The sequence below is a fragment of the Cellulomonas fimi genome (assembly GCF_012952065.1).
GTDB classification, from domain to species: Bacteria; Actinomycetota; Actinomycetes; order Actinomycetales; family Cellulomonadaceae; genus Pengzhenrongella; species Pengzhenrongella fimi_A.
Genome location: NZ_JABCJJ010000008.1, coordinates 18,605 through 35,793, shown reverse-complemented (window position 1 = coordinate 35,793; position 17,189 = coordinate 18,605). Strand labels below are relative to the sequence as shown.

14 protein-coding genes are annotated in these 17,189 nt (G+C 74.1%); 9 read left to right on the top strand and 5 right to left on the bottom strand.

Annotation, left to right across the window (positions count from 1 at the left end):
- Positions 1-31 precede the first annotated feature (31 nt).
- Positions 32-910: a CPBP family intramembrane glutamic endopeptidase gene (locus HIR71_RS07130; RefSeq protein ID WP_169324379.1), complete on the top strand. Its 879-nt coding sequence runs from the start codon at positions 32-34 to the stop codon at positions 908-910.
- 61 nt (positions 911-971) lie between these two features.
- On the top strand, positions 972-3,503 hold the full coding sequence (locus HIR71_RS07125) for a flippase-like domain-containing protein (RefSeq protein WP_169324378.1): 2,532 nt from the start codon (positions 972-974) through the stop codon (positions 3,501-3,503).
- Between the two features lie 21 nt (positions 3,504-3,524).
- Here HIR71_RS07125 and HIR71_RS07120 read toward each other — a convergent pair whose 3' ends face one another.
- Positions 3,525-3,953, bottom strand: a complete 429-nt coding sequence (locus HIR71_RS07120; RefSeq protein WP_169324377.1) for a hypothetical protein — start codon at positions 3,951-3,953, stop codon at positions 3,525-3,527.
- A 115-nt stretch (positions 3,954-4,068) separates the two neighbouring features.
- Here HIR71_RS07120 and HIR71_RS07115 point away from each other — a divergent pair, with 115 nt between their 5' ends.
- Together HIR71_RS07115 and HIR71_RS07110 are read left to right on the top strand one after the other, a co-directional pair.
- Positions 4,069-4,587 carry a sigma-70 family RNA polymerase sigma factor gene (locus tag HIR71_RS07115; protein WP_311836153.1) on the top strand — a complete coding sequence of 173 codons (519 nt, stop codon included), beginning with the start codon at positions 4,069-4,071 and terminating at the stop codon, positions 4,585-4,587.
- Positions 4,584-5,306: a zf-HC2 domain-containing protein gene (locus HIR71_RS07110; RefSeq protein WP_169324375.1), complete on the top strand. Its 723-nt coding sequence runs from the start codon at positions 4,584-4,586 to the stop codon at positions 5,304-5,306. The genes HIR71_RS07115 and HIR71_RS07110 overlap by 4 nt, the downstream gene beginning before the upstream one ends.
- 74 nt (positions 5,307-5,380) lie before the next feature.
- Here the strand turns inward: HIR71_RS07110 and HIR71_RS07105 are convergent, their stop codons facing one another.
- Together HIR71_RS07105 and HIR71_RS07100 are read right to left on the bottom strand one after the other, a co-directional pair.
- Complete coding sequence (locus HIR71_RS07105) at positions 5,381-6,946, bottom strand: alpha/beta hydrolase domain-containing protein (RefSeq protein ID WP_169324374.1); 1,566 nt, start codon at positions 6,944-6,946, stop codon at positions 5,381-5,383.
- Between the two features lie 161 nt (positions 6,947-7,107).
- Positions 7,108-7,614, bottom strand: a complete 507-nt coding sequence (locus tag HIR71_RS07100) for a Rieske (2Fe-2S) protein (protein ID WP_169324373.1) — start codon at positions 7,612-7,614, stop codon at positions 7,108-7,110.
- Between the two features lie 251 nt (positions 7,615-7,865).
- Here HIR71_RS07100 and HIR71_RS07095 point away from each other — a divergent pair, with 251 nt between their 5' ends.
- From HIR71_RS07095 to sigJ, 3 genes are all read left to right on the top strand, one after another.
- Complete coding sequence (locus HIR71_RS07095) at positions 7,866-8,708, top strand: SMP-30/gluconolactonase/LRE family protein (RefSeq protein ID WP_169324372.1); 843 nt, start codon at positions 7,866-7,868, stop codon at positions 8,706-8,708.
- Positions 8,709-8,793: 85 nt separating this feature from the next.
- A complete protein-coding gene (locus HIR71_RS07090; protein WP_169324371.1) occupies positions 8,794-9,399 on the top strand; it encodes a GNAT family N-acetyltransferase in 606 nt (201 codons plus the stop codon).
- A 10-nt stretch (positions 9,400-9,409) separates the two neighbouring features.
- Positions 9,410-10,501: an RNA polymerase sigma factor SigJ gene (gene sigJ, locus HIR71_RS07085; protein ID WP_169324370.1), complete on the top strand. Its 1,092-nt coding sequence runs from the start codon at positions 9,410-9,412 to the stop codon at positions 10,499-10,501.
- On the opposite strand, the gene HIR71_RS07080 is transcribed toward sigJ, so the two are convergent.
- Entirely contained in the window at positions 10,444-11,016 is a 573-nt protein-coding gene (locus tag HIR71_RS07080) for a carboxymuconolactone decarboxylase family protein (RefSeq protein ID WP_169324369.1), read from the bottom strand. The genes sigJ and HIR71_RS07080 overlap by 58 nt on opposite strands.
- A 261-nt stretch (positions 11,017-11,277) precedes the next feature.
- Here HIR71_RS07080 and HIR71_RS07075 point away from each other — a divergent pair, with 261 nt between their 5' ends.
- Positions 11,278-12,621, top strand: coding sequence for an HNH endonuclease signature motif containing protein (locus HIR71_RS07075; protein ID WP_169324368.1), 1,344 nt, complete (start codon positions 11,278-11,280; stop codon positions 12,619-12,621).
- A 13-nt stretch (positions 12,622-12,634) separates the two neighbouring features.
- On the opposite strand, the gene HIR71_RS07070 is transcribed toward HIR71_RS07075, so the two are convergent.
- Positions 12,635-15,616, bottom strand: a complete 2,982-nt coding sequence (locus tag HIR71_RS07070; protein WP_169324367.1) for a beta-N-acetylglucosaminidase domain-containing protein — start codon at positions 15,614-15,616, stop codon at positions 12,635-12,637.
- Between the two features lie 297 nt (positions 15,617-15,913).
- On the opposite strand from HIR71_RS07070, the gene HIR71_RS07065 reads away from it, so the two are divergent.
- Positions 15,914-16,987, top strand: a complete 1,074-nt coding sequence (locus HIR71_RS07065) for an SDR family NAD(P)-dependent oxidoreductase (RefSeq protein WP_169324366.1) — start codon at positions 15,914-15,916, stop codon at positions 16,985-16,987.
- The last annotated feature ends 202 nt before the right edge of the window (positions 16,988-17,189 follow it).

Below are 17,189 nucleotides of genomic sequence, written 5' to 3'. Positions count from 1 at the left end.
AGCCACGTGTCCCCATGCCTAAGTTGTCCCCATGACCGACGACGTCGCCGCACCCGGCCGTAGCAGCACCCCCACCGGTGCCCCCACCGGTGACCTCACCGCCGCCTCCACCGCCGCCTCCACCGCCGCCCCGTCCCCGTCCCCGTCCCCGTCCGCGGCACGTCGACGCGTGACCGCCGAGATCTGGATCGTCCTCGGGCTCTCGCTCGGCCAGTCGGCCGTCTACGCGCTCGTCAACATCGCCGCGCGCCTGACGGCCGGCACGCCGCTCGCCCAGCAGTCGGCCACCCTCAACCCGAGCCGCTCGCCACGGCCCTACCTGGACCTCACGTACCAGCTGCTCGGGATCGGGTTCGCACTCGTCCCGGTCGTCCTCGCGCTCTTCCTGCTGTCCGCCCACGGTCGCAGCGCCGCCCGCCGCATCGGCCTGGACGGGTCACGCCCGGGCAGGGACCTCGGCGTCGGCGTCGGCCTGGCCGCGCTCATCGGGATCCCGGGGCTCGGGCTCTACGCGCTCGGCCGGGCGGTCGGGCTCACGGTCGAGATCCAGGCGTCGGCGCTCGACGCGGCCTGGTGGACGATCCCCGTGCTGATCCTCGCCGCGCTCAAGAACGCGCTGCTCGAGGAGGTCGTCGTCGTCGGCTACCTGACGGAGCGGCTGGGCGAGCTGCGGTGGTCGCCAGTCGTGATCGTGCTGGTCAGCTCCGTGCTGCGCGGGTCCTACCACCTGTACCAGGGCATCGGCCCCTTCGTCGGCAATCTCGTGATGGGCCTCGTGTTCGCGGAGTACTACCGGCGGCGACGGCGGGTCATGCCACTCGTCGTCGCCCACACCGTGCTCAACGTCGTGGCGTTCGTCGGGTACGCGCTGATCCCCGCGGACGTCCTGGCCGCGATCGGGCTCGGGTAGAGCGCAGATCCGCTCCGTCGGCTCCCGGATCCGGGCAGGTCGCGGACCTACACTCGCCCCCATGCCCGAGTCGTCGACGTCCGACCGTCGCACGCCTGCGCGCGACCCGGGCCGGCGCGCGCGCGGGCAGGCCCACGGCGTCCAGATCATCGACTCCCCGACCGTCCGCGTCCACCACCCCGGCGACCTCGTCCAGCTCGTCCTGTCGGTGCTCGGCATCGCCGCCGTCATGCTGCTCGCGGTGTACGCGCAGGGCACGACGGCGGGCGTCGAGCAGGACGTCCGCGGGTTCAACCCGCTGCTCCGCCAGATCCTCGTCATCCCGGTCGCGCTGCTCGAGGGTCTCGTCGTGCTGCTCGTCCCGCTCGCCGTGCTCGCCGAGCTCACGATCCGCCGGCTCGGCCGCCAGATCCTCGAGGTCATCGCCGCGGGCGTGCTCGCGCTGCTGCTCTGCGCGGGCGTCATCGCGGCGATCGACCAGCTCGGGTCGTCGGACCTGGTCCGGGGGCTCGCGGTGGCCCAGGGCGGCGTCTGGACCCTGTCCGTACCGCCCTATCTCGCGACGGCCGCCGGACTCCTCACCACCGCGGGTCCTCGTGCCCGACGCCGCACGGTGGCCTGGTCGTGGAACCTGCTGTGGGTGTCGCTCGGCATCGTGCTCGTGACAGGACAGGTCTCGCTGCCGGGCGCGGCGGTCGCTCTCCTGATCGGCCGCGTCGCGGGGCTCGGGATCCGGTACGCGTCCGGGGTCCGGTCGGAACGGGCGTACGGGACCGCCCTGGTCGAGGGCATCCGCCGGGCGGGGTTCGAGCCCGTGCGGCTGGTGCGGGTGCTCGAGAGCGACGAGCCGGCCACCACGACCGGGGTCATGCGCGCGGTCGCCGCCGGCGAGGAACCCGGCGTCGACGCCGCCGTCGTCGCCCTGACCCGTGACTCGGACGACCGCGTCTACGAGATGACGACCCCGGACGGCGAGCGACTGAGCGTCCTGGTGCTCGACGGCGACCGTCAGGTCCTCGGCGCGCTGTCCCGGCTGTGGCGCTCGCTGCGGTTGCGCGGGATCGAGGGTCGGTCCTTCGTGTCCCTGCGGCAGGCCGCCGAGCGTGCCGCGCTGCTCGCGTACGCGGCCCGCGCGGCCGGGGTCCGTACGCCCCAGCTGCTCGCGATCGCCGAGGCCGAGGACTCGATGATCCTGGTCCAGGAGCTGCCGGGCCGGGCGATCCCGGTCCGCGACCTGCATCCGGAGGACTTCTCGGACGAGCTGCTCCGCGCGATCTGGGGGCAGCTGAGCCTCGCGCACGAGGCCGGGATCGCGCACCGCCAGCTCACGTCCGACAACGTGCTCGTGGAGCACCTGCTCGGGGACCCGCTCGTGTGGCTGAGCGGCTGGGACGCGGGCGACGTGGCGTCGTCGGAGCTCGCGCGGAGGATGGACCTGACCCAGATGCTCGCCCTGCTCGCGGTGCGCGTCGGGGCGCCGCGCGCCCTGCGCTCCGCGACCGAGGTGCTCCCGGCCGACGACATCGCCGCCATCGGGCCGCTGCTCCAGACGATCGCGCTGCCGCGGCGCACGCGCGAGGAGATGCGCGCGCGCCCGGAGGTCCTCGCGGAGCTGCGGTCGGCGCTCGTGGCGCACATGCCCGAGGCGGACGTCCAGCCCGAGCAGCTCGTCCGCTTCGGCGCCCGGACGCTGCTCACCCTGCTCCTCACGATCACCGCGGTGATCGTGATCGTCACCACGATCAACGTCAACGAGGTCACCACCGCGCTCGCGACGAGCGACTGGCGCTGGAGCGTCGTCGCGTTCGGGCTCGGGCTGCTCACGTTCCTCGGCGCGGCGCTCGCGTTCGTCGCGTTCTCGCCGGTGGAGCTCGGTCTCTGGCGCGCGACCCTGGTCCAGACCGCGGGTGCGTTCGTCGCGCTCGCGACGCCCGCGGGCATCGGGCCGGCCGCGCTCAACCTGCGCATGCTGACCCGGCGCGGGGTGAGCGCGTCGCTCGCCGTCGCGACGGTCGCGCTGGTCCAGGTGTCGCAGTTCGTCGTGACGATCGTGCTGCTGCTCCTGCTCTCGGTGGTCTCGGGGAGCACGAACGCGGCCCAGTTCGCCCCGAGCCCCGAGCTGCTCGTCGTCATCGGCGTGGTCGCCGTGCTCGTCGCGGCCGCCCTGCTGATCCCGGTGGTTCGCCAGTGGGTGCTCTCGAAGACGCTGCCGACGGTCCGGCAGACCTGGCCGCGGCTCGTCGAGGTGGTCGGGCACCCGTGGCGGGTCGCACTCGCGCTCGGCGGCAACGTCATCATGACGATGGGCTACGTGCTCGCCTTCGAGGCGTCGCTCGCGGCCTTCGGCCAGGAGCTCAGCCTCGTGCAGGTCGCGCTCGTCTACCTGATCGGCAACGCTGCAGGCGCGGCGGTCCCGACCCCCGGCGGGATCGGCACGATCGAGATCGCCCTGATCACGGGTCTCACCGCTGCCGGCCTGAACCCCGGCGTCGCGACCTCGGTCGCCATCCTGTTCCGCGTGGTCACGTACTGGCTACGGATCCCGATCGGCTGGGCGGCCATGCGGTTCCTGCAGCGCACGAACGAGCTGTAGCGCGGCCGGCGCCGAGCGCCTTCACACCCCTCGACGACGACGGCCGTGCTCGACCGCGAGCGCGACCGCCCCGAGCACGATCGCCCCGACCTCGGTCCCCGCGGAGACCAGCTGCGGCCAGCCGTCCCACGTCTCGCGCACGCCGAAGAACCCGGCCGGCGTGGTGGAGACGATGAAAGCGCCGAGGGTCGCGAGCCCGAAGCCGATCGCGCCGAGCAGCGGGAGCCAGTGCCGCCACACGAGCACGAGCACCGCGAGCACGATGCCGCCGACCGCGTTGACGAGGAAGGCCGGCCCGACGACGGCCACGACCTTCATGCCGTCGTCCCACAGGTACAGGTGCACCAGCCCCGACGCCAGCACGCACAGCGCGAGCGGGACCCGGAGCGCGAACGACCGCGCGGGCCGAGCCGCGGCCGGCCGGGCGGAGGTCCGTGACAGCTCGACCATGGGAACCTCCGGGATGTGCGGGGACGGTCTCTCGCATCCCACCACGCGACGCCTGCACCGGGGGTTCATCCGGGGCACGATGAACCACCGAACCGACCCGCACGTGGAGCAGGGTGTGCCTACCTCACCGGTGGACGAGTCGGCGCTGCGCGCGCTCTACGCCGAGCACGCGCCCGCGCTGCACGCGTATGCCATGCGCCTGTGCGGCGGAGACCGGGGCCGGGCGGAGGACGTGGTGCAGGAGACGCTCCTGCGGGCCTGGCAGCACCCCGAGGCCCTCGACCCGTCGCGCGGGCCGGCCAGGGCGTGGCTCTTCACGGTCGCGCGCCACCTCGCGGTCGACGCGCACCGCGCGCGGTCGTCCCGGCCGCACGAGGTCGGTCCCGCGCCGCTCGACCACCTCGCCGTGGACGACGACGTCGACCGCGCCCTCGACACCTGGCTGGTCGCCGAGGCGCTGGGCACGCTGACGGAGGCCCACCGCGCCGTCGTGCTCGAGACGTTCTACCGGGGATGCTCGGTCGCCCAGGCCGCCGCACGGCTCGGAGTGCCCGAGGGCACGGTGAAGTCACGCGCGTACTACGCGCTGCGCGCCCTGCGGGTCGCGCTGAACGAACGGGGAGTGGGGTCATGAACCGCCACGAGTCGGCACCGCCGTCGGCCGCGTCGCCGCACGAGGACGCGCGGATCGCGCTGGGCGTGCTCGTGCTCGGAGCGCTCGAGCCCGGCGAGCGGGAGGCGGTCGAGGCCCACGTCGCGGCCTGCCCCGCGTGCACCGCCGAGCTCGCGGAGCTCGCGACGATCCCCGGCCTGCTCGCGCGGCTGCGACCCGAGGAGGCGGATGCCGCGCTCGACCCGCTGCTCGACCGCCTGCTCGCCCGGGCGCACGCGGAGGGCCGCACGTCCGAGGCACCGCGCTCGCTCGACGACGCCCGTGCGCGCCGTCGGCGGCGGATCACGGCGTGGGCGGCCGCGGCCGTCGGTGCCGCGGCGGGCGTCGCCTGGCTGTTCGCCGCGGGACCGTTCGCGACCACGGAGCGGGCGCCCGCCGTCGTCGTCGTCGAGGGACGGGACCAGCAGTCGGACGTCCGCGGCGAGGTGACGCTGACGTCGACGCCGAACGGCACCGAGCTCGTCGTCGTGCTCGACGGCGTCCAGCCGGGCGAGGAGTGCCGCATCGAGGTGGTGCGCACGGACGGCGCGCGGGACACGGCCGCGGCGTGGCGCGCGACCTACCTCGGCGAGGCGCGGGTGACCGGAAGCACACGGTGGCCGCTCGCGCGGATCGACCGCCTCGAGATCACGACACCGGACGGCCGCACCCTCCTGAAGCTCCCGCTCCCGGACATCTGACCCGTCGCACCACCCGCAACGTCCGCACTCCGTGGGGTCAGAGCCCCACGGAGTGCGGACGTTGCGGTGTCTTGCTAGGCGCCGATGCGGTCCAGGAGCTGGTTCGCGACGTCGACGACGTACCGCGCGCCGAGCTCGTTGAGGTAGCCCTGAGCGATGAGCTCGTCGTTGGACTCCTCGATCAGCGCGAGGTACGCCGCGCGGGTGCCGTAGGTCGCCCGGAACTCCTCGAGCGTGATGGGGAACATCAGTCCGTGGGTCGGGTCGGCCGGGTCACCGCCCTGGAACCGGGCGAGCGGGTACTCGATGAGGCCGTAGCGGATGCCGCCCAGCGCGTTGCCCCTCTCGTCGCGGACCAGCTCGAGGTCGGCGTCGGTCTCGAACCACACCGACTCGGGCGCCGGGACGCCGTCCTCGATCCAGGCGACCAGCGCGTCGATCGAGGCGAGGACGGTCTGCTCGAGCGGGTACAGGCTGAGGTTGTCGGGCAGCGCGTCGAGGTCGCGCGGCGTCCGGCCGGCCTTGATCAGCTCGGTGTTGTCGGGCACGACGGTCGCCAGCTTGTTCGTGTGCGGCGCGCCCGGCACCTGGTAGTGCCGCCAGGTGTCGGGCAGGTCCATCGTCCCGAAGACGTACCGGTCGAACAGGAACTCGTCGCCCTCGGACGTGACGACGACGAACGGCACCCCCAGGTCCTTCTCGACCGTGTCGACGAGCTGGAAGGCCGGCCCGAGGCTCCGGTCGCCCCTGACTCCCTGGCGCAGCACCTTCTCCTGGACACCGCCGCCGACGCTGAGGTACCCGTCGAACACGGGCTCGCCGCCGTTCGCGGCGGTCACGGCCTCGTGGAAGTTCAGCGCGTAGGTATTGAGGTAGAGCGCCGACTGCGACTGGCCGGTCAGGATGACGGTCTCGGCCTTCGCGCCGCCGAGGATGCGCCGCGCGTGCTGGCTGTCCAGCACGTTGCCGACCTGCGTGATGATGTCCCAGGCCAGGCCCTCCTCGGTGCCCGTCGGGTCGAACCCGGCGGCGTCGAGCCCGAGCGGCGGCAGCGCCGTCGGCGAGTCCCAGGTGAGATCCTCGTACCGCTCGGGGTCGAAGTTCTTGAGCGCGTCCACGTTGACCGGCTTCGACGTGATCCCGATGTACGTGTCACCGCGCGCCATCGTCTGCTCCCAGTGGCGACGCCACAGGTCCTCGATGTCGTAGCCGTTGGAGGCGTTGAGGATGTCGACGAGCACGACGCCGGACGCGTCCCTCGGCTTGGCCGGTCGCCGCACGATGATCCGGTTGACGTACTCGACGTCCTCCGTGATCACCTGGAGGTTCCCGGCGTCGTCCTCGTCGTAGACGTTGGCGGTCCCGGAGAGGAAGTACTCCTCCTCCTCGTAGCCGTAGTCGGCGAGGTCGAGCGGGACGCGGGCCTTCTCCATCGTCGAGAACAGGTAGCTCTCGTCCGTCTGGAGGATGCGGCCCTTGACGCGCGGGACCGCGGTGAGCGAGTCCATCGGGTCGTCGTCACGTGGAGCGGCGGCGGCCCCGCCGACGACGCCGAGCGGGAGCACGACGGCGACCGCGGCCATCCCGGCGAGCACGGCGACTCGTCCTGTCCGAGCGCGAGAGCGGGGGAAGGCGTTCATCGACGGTCTCCTTCGACCTGGTGCGGGTCCGGCGGACCCCCAGGCTGCGCCACCCCCGCGCCCGACGACAACGAGTTGCCACCAGTTGCCGACGCGTGCGCGGGCTCGCCCGCTCGCGGTCCTGCTCCCCGAGCACCTCGCCTACCCCGCGAGCACCTCGCCTACCCCGCGAGCACCTCGCCGTTCTCGACCTTGACCGCGAACGGCGGCAACGGCTCCTCGGCGGGCCCGTTCAGCACCGCGCCGTCCGGGAGCGCGAAGCGCGAGCCGTGGCACGGGCACGCCAGTTCGGAGTTCTCAGGCGCAACCGTGCAGCCCTGGTGCGTGCAGATCGCGGACAGCCCCGCGACCGTTCCCGCGGTCGGCTGCGCCAGGATGATCGGCGTGCCGTCGTGCGCGGTCGCCGAGATCGCGCCGCCCACCGGGATGTCGTCGAGCTTCGCGAGCGGAGCGCCGGGCGAGGGTGCCGGGGCGCCGCCCGACCCGCCGGACCCACGCGTCCCCCCACCGCCGCAGGCGGCGAGCACGCCGACGGTCCCCACGCCGGCCGCCGTCGTCCCCATGCCGCGCAGCACGACGCGCCGCGTCACGGCGCTCGCGCCGAGGTCGCCCGCCGAGGTGCGCGGCGGGCGATCGTCGATCGCCCTCTGCAGGTCCAGATCGTTCATCGTCCCTCTTCCGTCGGTCGGTGCAGCGTGCCGGTCAGCACCTGGTCGGGACGTGGTCGGCACCTGGTAGGCCGCCAGCATCGCAGCCCGTCGGGTCGTCCGGCGCTCGCCCCGCCTTCCCCCGCCACGGACGCCCGCCGGTTCCGGTTCAGCGCCGCTGAGACCGGCGGCTCCGACGACCGGTCCTCGTCAGCCCTCGCCAACCTCGTCCGCCCCTCGCCAACCGCTGCGACCACTGGCACGGTAGACGGATGACCCGCGCCGAACAGCTCACCGACCCGTTGGCCTACCACGGCGAGGGACCGTGCTGGTCGCCCACGTGGGGCGGTCTGCGCTGGGTCGACATGCTCGCGGGCGACCTGCTCACCCTGCGCGACGACGGCACGGTCGACCGTCTGCACGTCGGCGAGGTCGCGGCGTTCGTCCGGCCGCGGGCGCGCGGGGGCTACGTCGTCGGGATCGAGCGCGGCATCGCCCTGGCCGACGGGCCCGACGACGTCCCGACCCCCGCCCCACCCCTGTGGACGGATCCCGGCGTGCGGATGAACGAGGGCGGCTGCGACCCGGTCGGCAACCTGTACGCGGGCGGGATGGCGTACGACCGCACCCCCGGCGGCTCGGACCTCTACCGGATCACGCCGGACGGCGAGGCGAGCGTCGTCGTGCCCGGGGTCACGACGTCCAACGGCATCGACTTCTCGCCCGACGGCGCGCTGGCCTACTACAACGACACCGCCACGACACGAACCGACGTGTTCGACGTCGTCGACGGCGAGCTCACGGGGCGGCGGCCGTTCCACAGCGCGGGCGACGGCCGGCCCGACGGGCTGTGCGTCGACTCGGCGGGCAACGTGTGGGTGGCCCTCAACCGGGTGGGCCGGGTCCGTTGCTACTCACCCGAGGCGGAGATCCTCGAGGAGCTCTCCCTCCCCCTGCGCCTGGTGACCGCGTGCACCCTGGGCGGCGAGGACGGGCGCGACCTGTTCATCACGACCTCGCGCGAGAACCTCGACGACCCCGAGCCCGAGGCGGGCGCGGTGTTCCGCGCGCGCGTCGACGTACCGGGCCGGCCGGTGCTCCCCTACGGCGGCTGAGCGCGCCGCGCGTCCGGCGAGTGCGAGCGAGGCGGCGCGCACCAGGGCGTGCCGCGCGTCGTCGTCGGCCGCTAGCGTCACCCGGGTGACCGACCTGACCTGGCCCGAGACCCAGCCCACCCTCGACGCGACCGCGGACGGCGACCGCCTCACGCTCCGCCCGTGGCGCGAGACCGACGCCGACATCGACGCCGTCGTCACCGCGTGCCAGGACCCCGAGACCATCCGCTGGACGATGGTCCCGCACCCCTACGAGCGCCACCACGCCGAGGGGTACGTGGGCCCGGTCAGCCGGGACGCCTGGGCGAGCAGGTCCGCGGTCAACTGGGCCGCGGTCGACGCCGCGGACACGGTGCTCGGGTCCATCAGCCTCGTGCGGATCAACCTCCAGACGTCGGTGGCCGAGGTCGGCTACTGGGTGTCACCCCGGGCCCGACGACGCGGGGTCGCCCGCCGCGCCGCCGCGGCCGTGACGGAGTGGGCGCTGCGCGAGGTCGGCTTCCCCCGGGTCGAGCTGCTCGCCGCAGTCGGCAACGCAGGGTCGCGGCGGGTCGCGGAGCTGGCCGGCTTCACGCAGGAGGGGGTGCTGCGCAGCGCCGGCCTCGGGCGGGGCGAGCGGCTCGACATGGTGATCTTCGGCCGGCTGCCTGACGACGCTGTGCCGTCGCCGCGCCGACCTGCCACGACGTGACGTCCCGTCCATGCGCATCGACGAGCACGTCGAGGGCGGGGCTGTGACGCAGCGGGCTGACCGATCTTCCGCCGCCCGGGGCGCTGCCGCGGGCGAGGCACGCGGGGAGGCGTTCGAGAGCCACCGCGCCCGGCTGGTCGGGGTCGCGTACCGGATGCTCGGGTCGCTCGCCGAGGCCGAGGACGTCGTCCAGGACGCCTGGCTGCGCCTTGCCCGCGCGGACGACGCCGGCGACGCCGGCGACGCCGGAACCATGGCCTCGTCGGACGTAGCGCCGCGCGACCTCGGCGCCTGGCTCACGACCGTCGTCGGGCGGCTCGCGCTGGACCGGCTGCGGTCGGCGTGCGCCCGGCGCGAGGTCTACGTCGGTCCGTGGCTGCCCGAGCCGCTCGTGCGGTCGCCGACCCTCGAGCCCGCCGCGCAGGTCGAGCTCGACGACACGGTGCGGCTCGCGCTGCTGGTCGTCCTCGAGCGGCTGACGCCCGAGCAGCGGGTCGCGTTCGTGCTGCACGACGTGCTCGGTCTGCCGTTCGCGGACGTGGCCGAGGTGCTCGGGACGACCGCTGCCGCGGCACGCCAGCACGCCTCCCGGGCCCGGCGCGCTGTCCAGGACGCCGGGCCCGCCCGCCCGGTACCGGCCGCCCGCCAGCAGGCCGCCGTCGCCGCCTTCGCCGCGGCCACCGCGGGCGGTGACCTCGGGGCGCTGGTCCGCGTGCTGGCGCCCGACGTCGTCCTCGTGTCGGACGGCGGCGGCCGGGTCCGCGCGGCGCTGCGTCCGGTGGTGGGGGCGGAGAACGTCGCGCGGCTGCTGCTCGGCCTCGCCGCCCAGGCCGGGGAGCCGGGGGCGGGGCTGCTGGCCGTGCCCGCGCTCGTCAACGACGAGCTGGGGTTCGTCGTCCGGCTCGAGCGCGCCGACGGCTCGGTCGACCTGTCGGTGGTGGTGCCGCACGTCGACGACGCGGGGCGGGTCGGCGCGGTCGACATGATCCGCAACCCCGACAAGCTCGGGGCGGTGCGGGCGTGGGCCGACGAGGCACTGGCGGCTCAGGAGGCGCTGGCGCCCGACGGCAGCTCGCAGACCGTGGAGTCCGTGAACCCCTGAGCCGTGATGCCGAGCGCGTGGTTGAGGCGGGACCGCTTGTTCTCGAGAGCGACGAGGTGCGCGAGCTCGACGAGGCCGGCGTCGCCGAGGTCGTCGCGCAGCCGAGCGACCTGCTCGTCGGTCACGGTCGGCGGGGTCGCGGTCGCGGCGTCCGCGAAGGCCATCGCGCGCTTCTCGAGGTCGTCGAACAGCGCGGAGCCCGCGTAGTCCGGGACCGCGAGGATGCGCTCGGCCGTCAGCCCCGTGCGGAGCGCGAGCATCGCCCCGAAGTCGATGCACCACGGGCAGCCGACGACGACGGAGACGCGGTGCACGACGAGGTCGCGCAGCGTGTCGGGCAGGTGGTGGCTGCTGCGCAGCAGCAGCCCCTCGCTCGCCATGTCGGACCAGAAGGCGCCGCCGTGGTGCGCGGCGACGGCGGACGGCTCGAGCGTGCGGCCGAACATGCGACGCGTCAGCGCGAGGGCGGCGCGGCGGGCGAGGGTCGGGCGGGCGGGCGGGGCGATGCGGGCCATGGGGTCCTCCGGTCGGTGGGCGGTCACCAGGAGGACGGCGCAGCGCGCGCCGATGTGACAGGCGGGCGGCCCGTTGTGGGCGACGTCACACGCGCGAGCGAGCCGTCCACAGGCCGCGGAATCGTTTTGGAATCCACATTTTTTCGGCACCATTCGCGCATTCTTTGGCCGACGACGGCGGCGGCGGTGAATGTCAGTAGGGCTGGCTACGGTCGGTGGCACGGAAACATTTCGTAGGTCAGGGTGAGCGAGGTGATCGGTATGGGCAGCGAGAACAGCGCCGTCTCGTCGGCGGACCGCATCGCGGCGATTCGTGCTGAGGTCGATGCCCTGGCGTCGATGAACCCCCGGGACCTGACAGGTACGGAGGCGATCGAGCTGTTCTCCGTGGTCCACGAGCTGTCGGACCGGCTCGCTGCCGTTGCGGTCCGCGTCCTGCCGGTGATCGAGTCCGACGGGCTCTGGGCGCTCGACGGCGCACGGACGTTCCCGACCTGGGTGGCGCGCCGGGCCCGCCTGACCCACGCCAAGGCCAAGCGCCTGACCCGGCTCGGGCACGCGCTTCGCGACGAGCTACCCCAGGTGTCGGCCGCAGTCGTCGCAGGCGGACCGGACCGGGTGGGCATCGAGGCCGCGGAGATCCTCACGACGGTCGCGGCGACCAGCCCGACCCGGCGCGAGGTGCTGGCCGACGCGACGCACCCCTGCAACGAGGCGTTCCTGCTCGACCAGGCCCGGCTGCTCGCGCCTGACCGGCTGCGCACCCTGGCGCGCCGGTGGGCTGCAGCCGCGGATCCCGAGGCCGACGAGCGCGGGTACCGCGACGCGCTCGAGCGCGAGTTCTTCGACGTCGCGCACACCACGGGCGGCTGCCACGTGAGCGGTTTCCTCACCACCGAGCACGGCGAGGCCCTGCTGGTCGCACTCGACGCCGTCACAGGTGTACCCGCCGCCGCCGACACCCGCACCAGTGGTCAACGCCGTGCGGGAGCGCTTCATGAGCTCGCTCGCACGGTCCTCGACCAGGGACTCGTCGGGGCCGGATCGGCGGTGCGACCGCACCTCAACGTCCTCGTCGACTACGCCACGCTGGTGGGCCTCACCGCGGGGAGCCCCGCCACCACGGCGAACCGCACCACCACGGCGAACCGCACCACCACCGCGAACCGCACCACCACCGGAGCGGTCGCGCGTGAGCTGGCAGGACCGGCGGCTTTCGAGGACGGACGACCCATCCCCCGCAGCGTCCTCGACAAGCTGATGTGTGACAGCGAGATCAGCCGGGTCGTGTTCGGACCGGACTCCCAGCTCCTCGACGTCGGACGCACGCGGCGCACGTACACCGGTCAGCTGCGCCGGGCCATCGTCGCGCGCGACCAGCACTGCCAGTACCCGACCTGCCACGCGCCTCCGCGTCGGTGCGAGGCCCATCACACCGAGCACTGGGGTCGCGACCACGGCGACACGAACGCCCGGACGGGCGTCCTGCTGTGCTGGCACCACCATTCGCGGGTCCACGAGCAAGGGATCGAGATCCGCTGGAAGAAGGGCCACGGCGGGGGATGGGAGTTCACCGATCGAGACGGTCAGGTGATGGTGACGTAGCGCCCGCCGCCGATCAGCCCCCCTCCACCAGCCACACGATCGCCGCGTCGAACATCGCCTGGCCCGCGGGCGTGAGCACGGCCACGGCGTCGTCCACGTACGGCAGCCCGAGGCGCCGCGCGGGGGCGGCGACGCCGTCGACCAGGGCGTCCCCGGCGTCGTACGCGAAGACCGTCGCGAGCGCCGGCTGCCCCGCAGCCCGGCCCGGCACCACCGCCACGACCTCGGCAGCCGACGACGGCGTCCCGAAGCCGGTGATGCCCTCGCGCTGGTACACGGGCACGACGCCGGACTGCCCGGCCGCGAGCGGGCTCGCCGGGGCGACGACCTCGACCGACGTCGCGCGGAACTCGAGGTTCGGCGCGTCGGCCAGGGCCATGTCGTCGTACACGAAGTGCTCCCACGAACCCACGGGCACCGGGACGTCCGTGAACTTCGCGGCGACGTCGCCCGAGCTCACCGACTCGCTGATCACGACGGCGGCCTTGCCCGTGGCGTCCTCGGTCGTCGACTCGGCCGCGACCACCGTCTCGACGGGGTACCCGAGGAACTCGATCCGGTCGCGTGCGGCCTCGTCACCCGCCTGGTCCGCACCGCCGATGTCGAGCCCGCCGACCACGAGCAGCACAGGCGCGGGGTCGCCCACCGTCACCCGCACGACGCCGGACGCCACCCCGGTGCCCGTCGCGTCCCGCGCCACGGCGTACAGGCTGTACGCACCCTCCGGCACATCGGTCCAGGCCGCCTCGTAGGGCGCCTCGGCGTCGGTCCCGAGCGGCGTGACGCCCGCGTAGAACGTCACGTCGGCGACCGCGACCGTGCCCGACCGCACGTCGGCGGTCAGCGTGAGGTCGGCGCCGACCTCGTACTCGCCGGGCGGCGGCGCGGTCAGCTCGACGAGCGTGCTCGCGCTGCGGGCCCAGTCGAGGAAGCCGGCCACGAGCCCGCCCGCGACGTCGACGGCGATCGCCCCGGCGCGCGCCGCCGCTGCCTCCATCGCCTGCCGCTCCGTCCAGGCGGTGGTCTCGGCGTCCTCGCCCTCCTCGCCGCCGTCGTCACCGCCGGTCCGGTCCGCGAGGAGCGACCGCACCGCCGCGGCGCCGGCCTCGCCGAGGGCGCCGACCTTCGCGATCCACGGCGCGACGTCCTCAACGAACGCGGGGCTGAGCCCGTCGCCGCTCAGTTCGTCACCGCGCTCGGCCGCCGCCTCGAGATCGGAGGGCACGGCGGCCATCCGCTCGAAGTACGCGAGCAGCTCGTCGGCGGTCCCGTCGACCTCTCCGGCGTCCCACTCGGCCTGGAAGGCGGCGACCCGCTCGGTCAGCCACGGGTTCTCGGGGTGCCCGATGTCGCTGCCGTACGTCATCTCGGCGAACACGCGCAGCGCGTCGGCGGCCGCGTCCGCCTGCCGGTCGGCCACCCGGCCGCCGTTCGGGCCGGAGGCGCCGGCGACGTACCGGATCGCGCGGTCCCAGGACCGCTCCGGCTCGTACGCGTCGTCGTTCCACAGGAAGTCGAGCACCGTGGCGAGCGGCACCTGCGACGCCCACGCCTGGTTCATCGGGTTGGCCGACAGCCCGACCACCCCGACGTCGTCCAGCCCGGCGTCGCGCCCGATCAGCGGGCCCATGAAGAGCCGCGCGGGCGCGAAGTCGTTGACCGGGTAGTTGTCCCAGATCGCCAGCGGGTGGTCCCACAGCGCTGCCGCGTCGGCCGCCGCCTCGTCGGTGATGGTGTCGGAGACGACGTCGGGCCCCGTCCAGTAGACGACGACGCCGCGAGGCACCTCCGCCGCGAAGACCGTGGTGTAGCTCGTCGTCGCGAGGCCGGAGTACTCGGTCGGCACGGTCAGGAGCGGCCGCGCGCCGGGGCGCACCGCGAGCTGGTCGGACACGGCCGTCAGCAGCGACGCCTGCGCGGACGCGGACGGGCTGTCCGAGTCGCCGTAGGCCTCGAGGTCGGCCGCGCAGTCGAGCTCGAGGTCGATGTCGTCGAAGAAGATGCCGAACTGGCGCACGCCGAGGTCCCACAGCGAGTCGATCTTCTCGACGAGCGCCGTGCGGTCCGCGGGGTCGGAGTAGCAGATGTCCTGCCCGGGCGAGATCGTGAACACGAACGACACGAGCTCGTCCTGCGCGGCGTCGACCAGCTCGGCGAGCTGCGCGAGCCGCTCAGGCGGGTACGGTTCGCGCCACTGCGCGAGGTGGAACGGGTCGTCCTTGGGCGCGTACACGTAGCTGTTGCCCTTGAGGTCGCCCAGGAAGTCGATCACCGCGAGCCGGTCGTCGTGCGACCACGGCTCGCCGTAGAACCCCTCGATCACGCCGCGCAGTCCCTGCTCGGGCCAGTCGCGGATCGTCCCGGCCGGCACCACGACCCGGTTCCCGGTGCGCGCCGGCTCCGCGAGCTGGCGCAGGGTCTGGAGGCCGTAGAACGCACCCGCGGCATCGCGCCCCGCGACCACGACGACGTCCCGCGCCCGCTGCGACCCCGCCGCCAGCACGTAGCCCTCGGCCGGCAGCGTGTCGGGCGCGGCGGCCCCGAGCGCGTCGAGCCGGTCCGAGACCTCCGACGACGGTTCGTCCGAGACGTACAGCGTGAGCTTCGAGGTGGTGCGCCGCTCGTCCTGGGTCGTGTGACGCACGATCCGCACGCCGAGGTCGCGCAGGACCGCCTCGGCCTCGGCGACGACGCGCTCGTCGACCCCGCGGTCGGCGACGACGGTCGCGCGCGGCAGCACGCGCAACCGCTCGCCGGACAGGTCGACCTCGCGCGGGAGGGGGATGAGGTCGTCGCCACCGGGAGCGGACTGTGCAGCGGGGAAGGCGGCGGGGAGGGCAGCGGGGAGGGCGGCGGGGAGGGCGGCGGGGAGGGCAGCGGGGAGGGCAGCGGCGCCGGGCAGCGCGGCTGCCTGCTCCGTGCCCGACGCCGGGGTGAGGCCCGGCAGCAGCAGCGCGGTTAGCGCGGCGAGACCCGCGACGAGTGGACGACGCATCGCACGACCCCCCCAAGGATGGTCAACGACCTTCCAACGTACGCCCGCCTCTGCGTCACGACAACGGTCGAGCCTGCACCCCACGCGCGCCAGTGGCCCGCGCGCCGGTACCCCGCCCGCCGGTACCCCGCGCGCCGTTACCCCGCGCGCCGTTACCCCGCGCGCTGGTACGCCACCGGACTGCGCTCGGCGACCCGGTCGCGGTGACCGGCACCCGGTGCGAGCATCGATCGGACCGGGCGCGTGCCCGGTCGACTGACGCCGGGACTGGGCCGGGACTGACGCTGGGAGAGGCCGATGCGACGACGCCGGGCAAGCCGCGTCGTCGTCGTCGTGGGCGCCTCGAGCGGGATCGGTCGCGCGACCGCGCACCTGCTCGCGCGGCGCGGGGACACGGTGGTGCTCGCGTCCCGCTCGGCCGGCGCGCTGGCCGACGTCGCGCGGGAGTGCCGTGCGGCGCTCCCCGCCCGGGGCGAGGCGCGCGTCGTCGTGGTGCCTGTGGACGTCGCCGTGCGCGAGTCGGTCGAGCGCCTGTTCGAGGTGACCCGCGAGCGGGTGGGCCGCATCGACGCCGTCGTCCATGCGCCGGCCGTCGTGGCGTACGGGCACTTCGAGGAGATCCCCGGCGAGGTGTTCGACCAGGTCATGGCCGTGAACCTGCTGGGTACCGCGAACGTCGCACGGGCCGCGCTGCGGTACTTCAAGGCGGCGGACGAGGCGGGACGACGACGCCGGGGTGGGCACCTGGTCGTGATCGGCTCGCTGCTCGGCCGGATCGCGACGCCGTGGATGAGCCCGTACGTGGTCAGCAAGTGGGCGGTGCACGGGCTCGCCCGGACTCTGCAGGCCGAGGTGCGGCACGTGCGCGGCGTGGACGTGAGCATGGTCTACCCCGGCGGCGTCGACACGCCCATCTACTCCCAGGCCGCGAACTTCGCGGGACGGGTCGGGCGGCCGCCGCCGCCCGTGGACCGGCCCGAGACGGTCGCGCGGGCGATCGTGCGGACGCTCGACCGGCCGCGTCGCGAGGTGTCGGTCGGGCTGGCGAACCGGTTCGAGGCGTTCGGGTTCCGGTACCTCCCGGCGGTGTTCGACTGGCTGGTCGGGCCGATCATGTCGCGCGCCGGACTCTCCCGGACGCCGACGGAGCCGACGACGGGCAACGTGTTCGGGCCCCTCCCCGCGGGCGACGCCGTGCACGGGCAGTGGGGGCGGCACTGGCTGCGCGGGGTCGGTGTCGGGGCGGTGGGGGTCGTGGTCGCGGGGTCGGGGCGGTGGGGGTCGGGGCGGTGGGGGTCGGGGCGGTGGGGGTCGGAGCGGTGGGGCACCCGGCGAGGGCTCCCGCGGCGGACCGGCGCGCGTCAAGGGTGACAACTGCCCGCCGGCGCTGACGCATCCACAGTCAATGAATGCGCGGAAGGATCCACAGAAATCATGCGCATGACGGTTCCTCGGGCCATTGCTCGACGCCGCCGTGACGATTCGCCGGCGGCTTCTGGCAATGTCAGTGGCGATCTCTAGAGTCTTTCCCGGACGCGAACAGCGCGCTGCGACGAGAGATTCGGGGTGGGAG

Coding starts and splice junctions, on each gene's coding strand:
- HIR71_RS07075 (WP_169324368.1), top strand. CDS start 11,278: ATGGGCAGCGAGAACAGCGCCGTCTCGTCGGCGGACCGCATCGCGGCG.
- HIR71_RS07065 (WP_169324366.1), top strand. CDS start 15,914: ATGCGACGACGCCGGGCAAGCCGCGTCGTCGTCGTCGTGGGCGCCTCG.
- HIR71_RS07080 (WP_169324369.1), bottom strand. CDS start 11,016: ATGGCCCGCATCGCCCCGCCCGCCCGCCCGACCCTCGCCCGCCGCGCC.
- HIR71_RS07100 (WP_169324373.1), bottom strand. CDS start 7,614: ATGAACGATCTGGACCTGCAGAGGGCGATCGACGATCGCCCGCCGCGC.
- HIR71_RS07125 (WP_169324378.1), top strand. CDS start 972: ATGCCCGAGTCGTCGACGTCCGACCGTCGCACGCCTGCGCGCGACCCG.
- HIR71_RS07105 (WP_169324374.1), bottom strand. CDS start 6,946: ATGAACGCCTTCCCCCGCTCTCGCGCTCGGACAGGACGAGTCGCCGTG.
- HIR71_RS07120 (WP_169324377.1), bottom strand. CDS start 3,953: ATGGTCGAGCTGTCACGGACCTCCGCCCGGCCGGCCGCGGCTCGGCCC.
- HIR71_RS07070 (WP_169324367.1), bottom strand. CDS start 15,616: ATGCGTCGTCCACTCGTCGCGGGTCTCGCCGCGCTAACCGCGCTGCTG.
- HIR71_RS07095 (WP_169324372.1), top strand. CDS start 7,866: ATGACCCGCGCCGAACAGCTCACCGACCCGTTGGCCTACCACGGCGAG.
- sigJ (WP_169324370.1), top strand. CDS start 9,410: ATGCGCATCGACGAGCACGTCGAGGGCGGGGCTGTGACGCAGCGGGCT.
- HIR71_RS07130 (WP_169324379.1), top strand. CDS start 32: ATGACCGACGACGTCGCCGCACCCGGCCGTAGCAGCACCCCCACCGGT.
- HIR71_RS07110 (WP_169324375.1), top strand. CDS start 4,584: ATGAACCGCCACGAGTCGGCACCGCCGTCGGCCGCGTCGCCGCACGAG.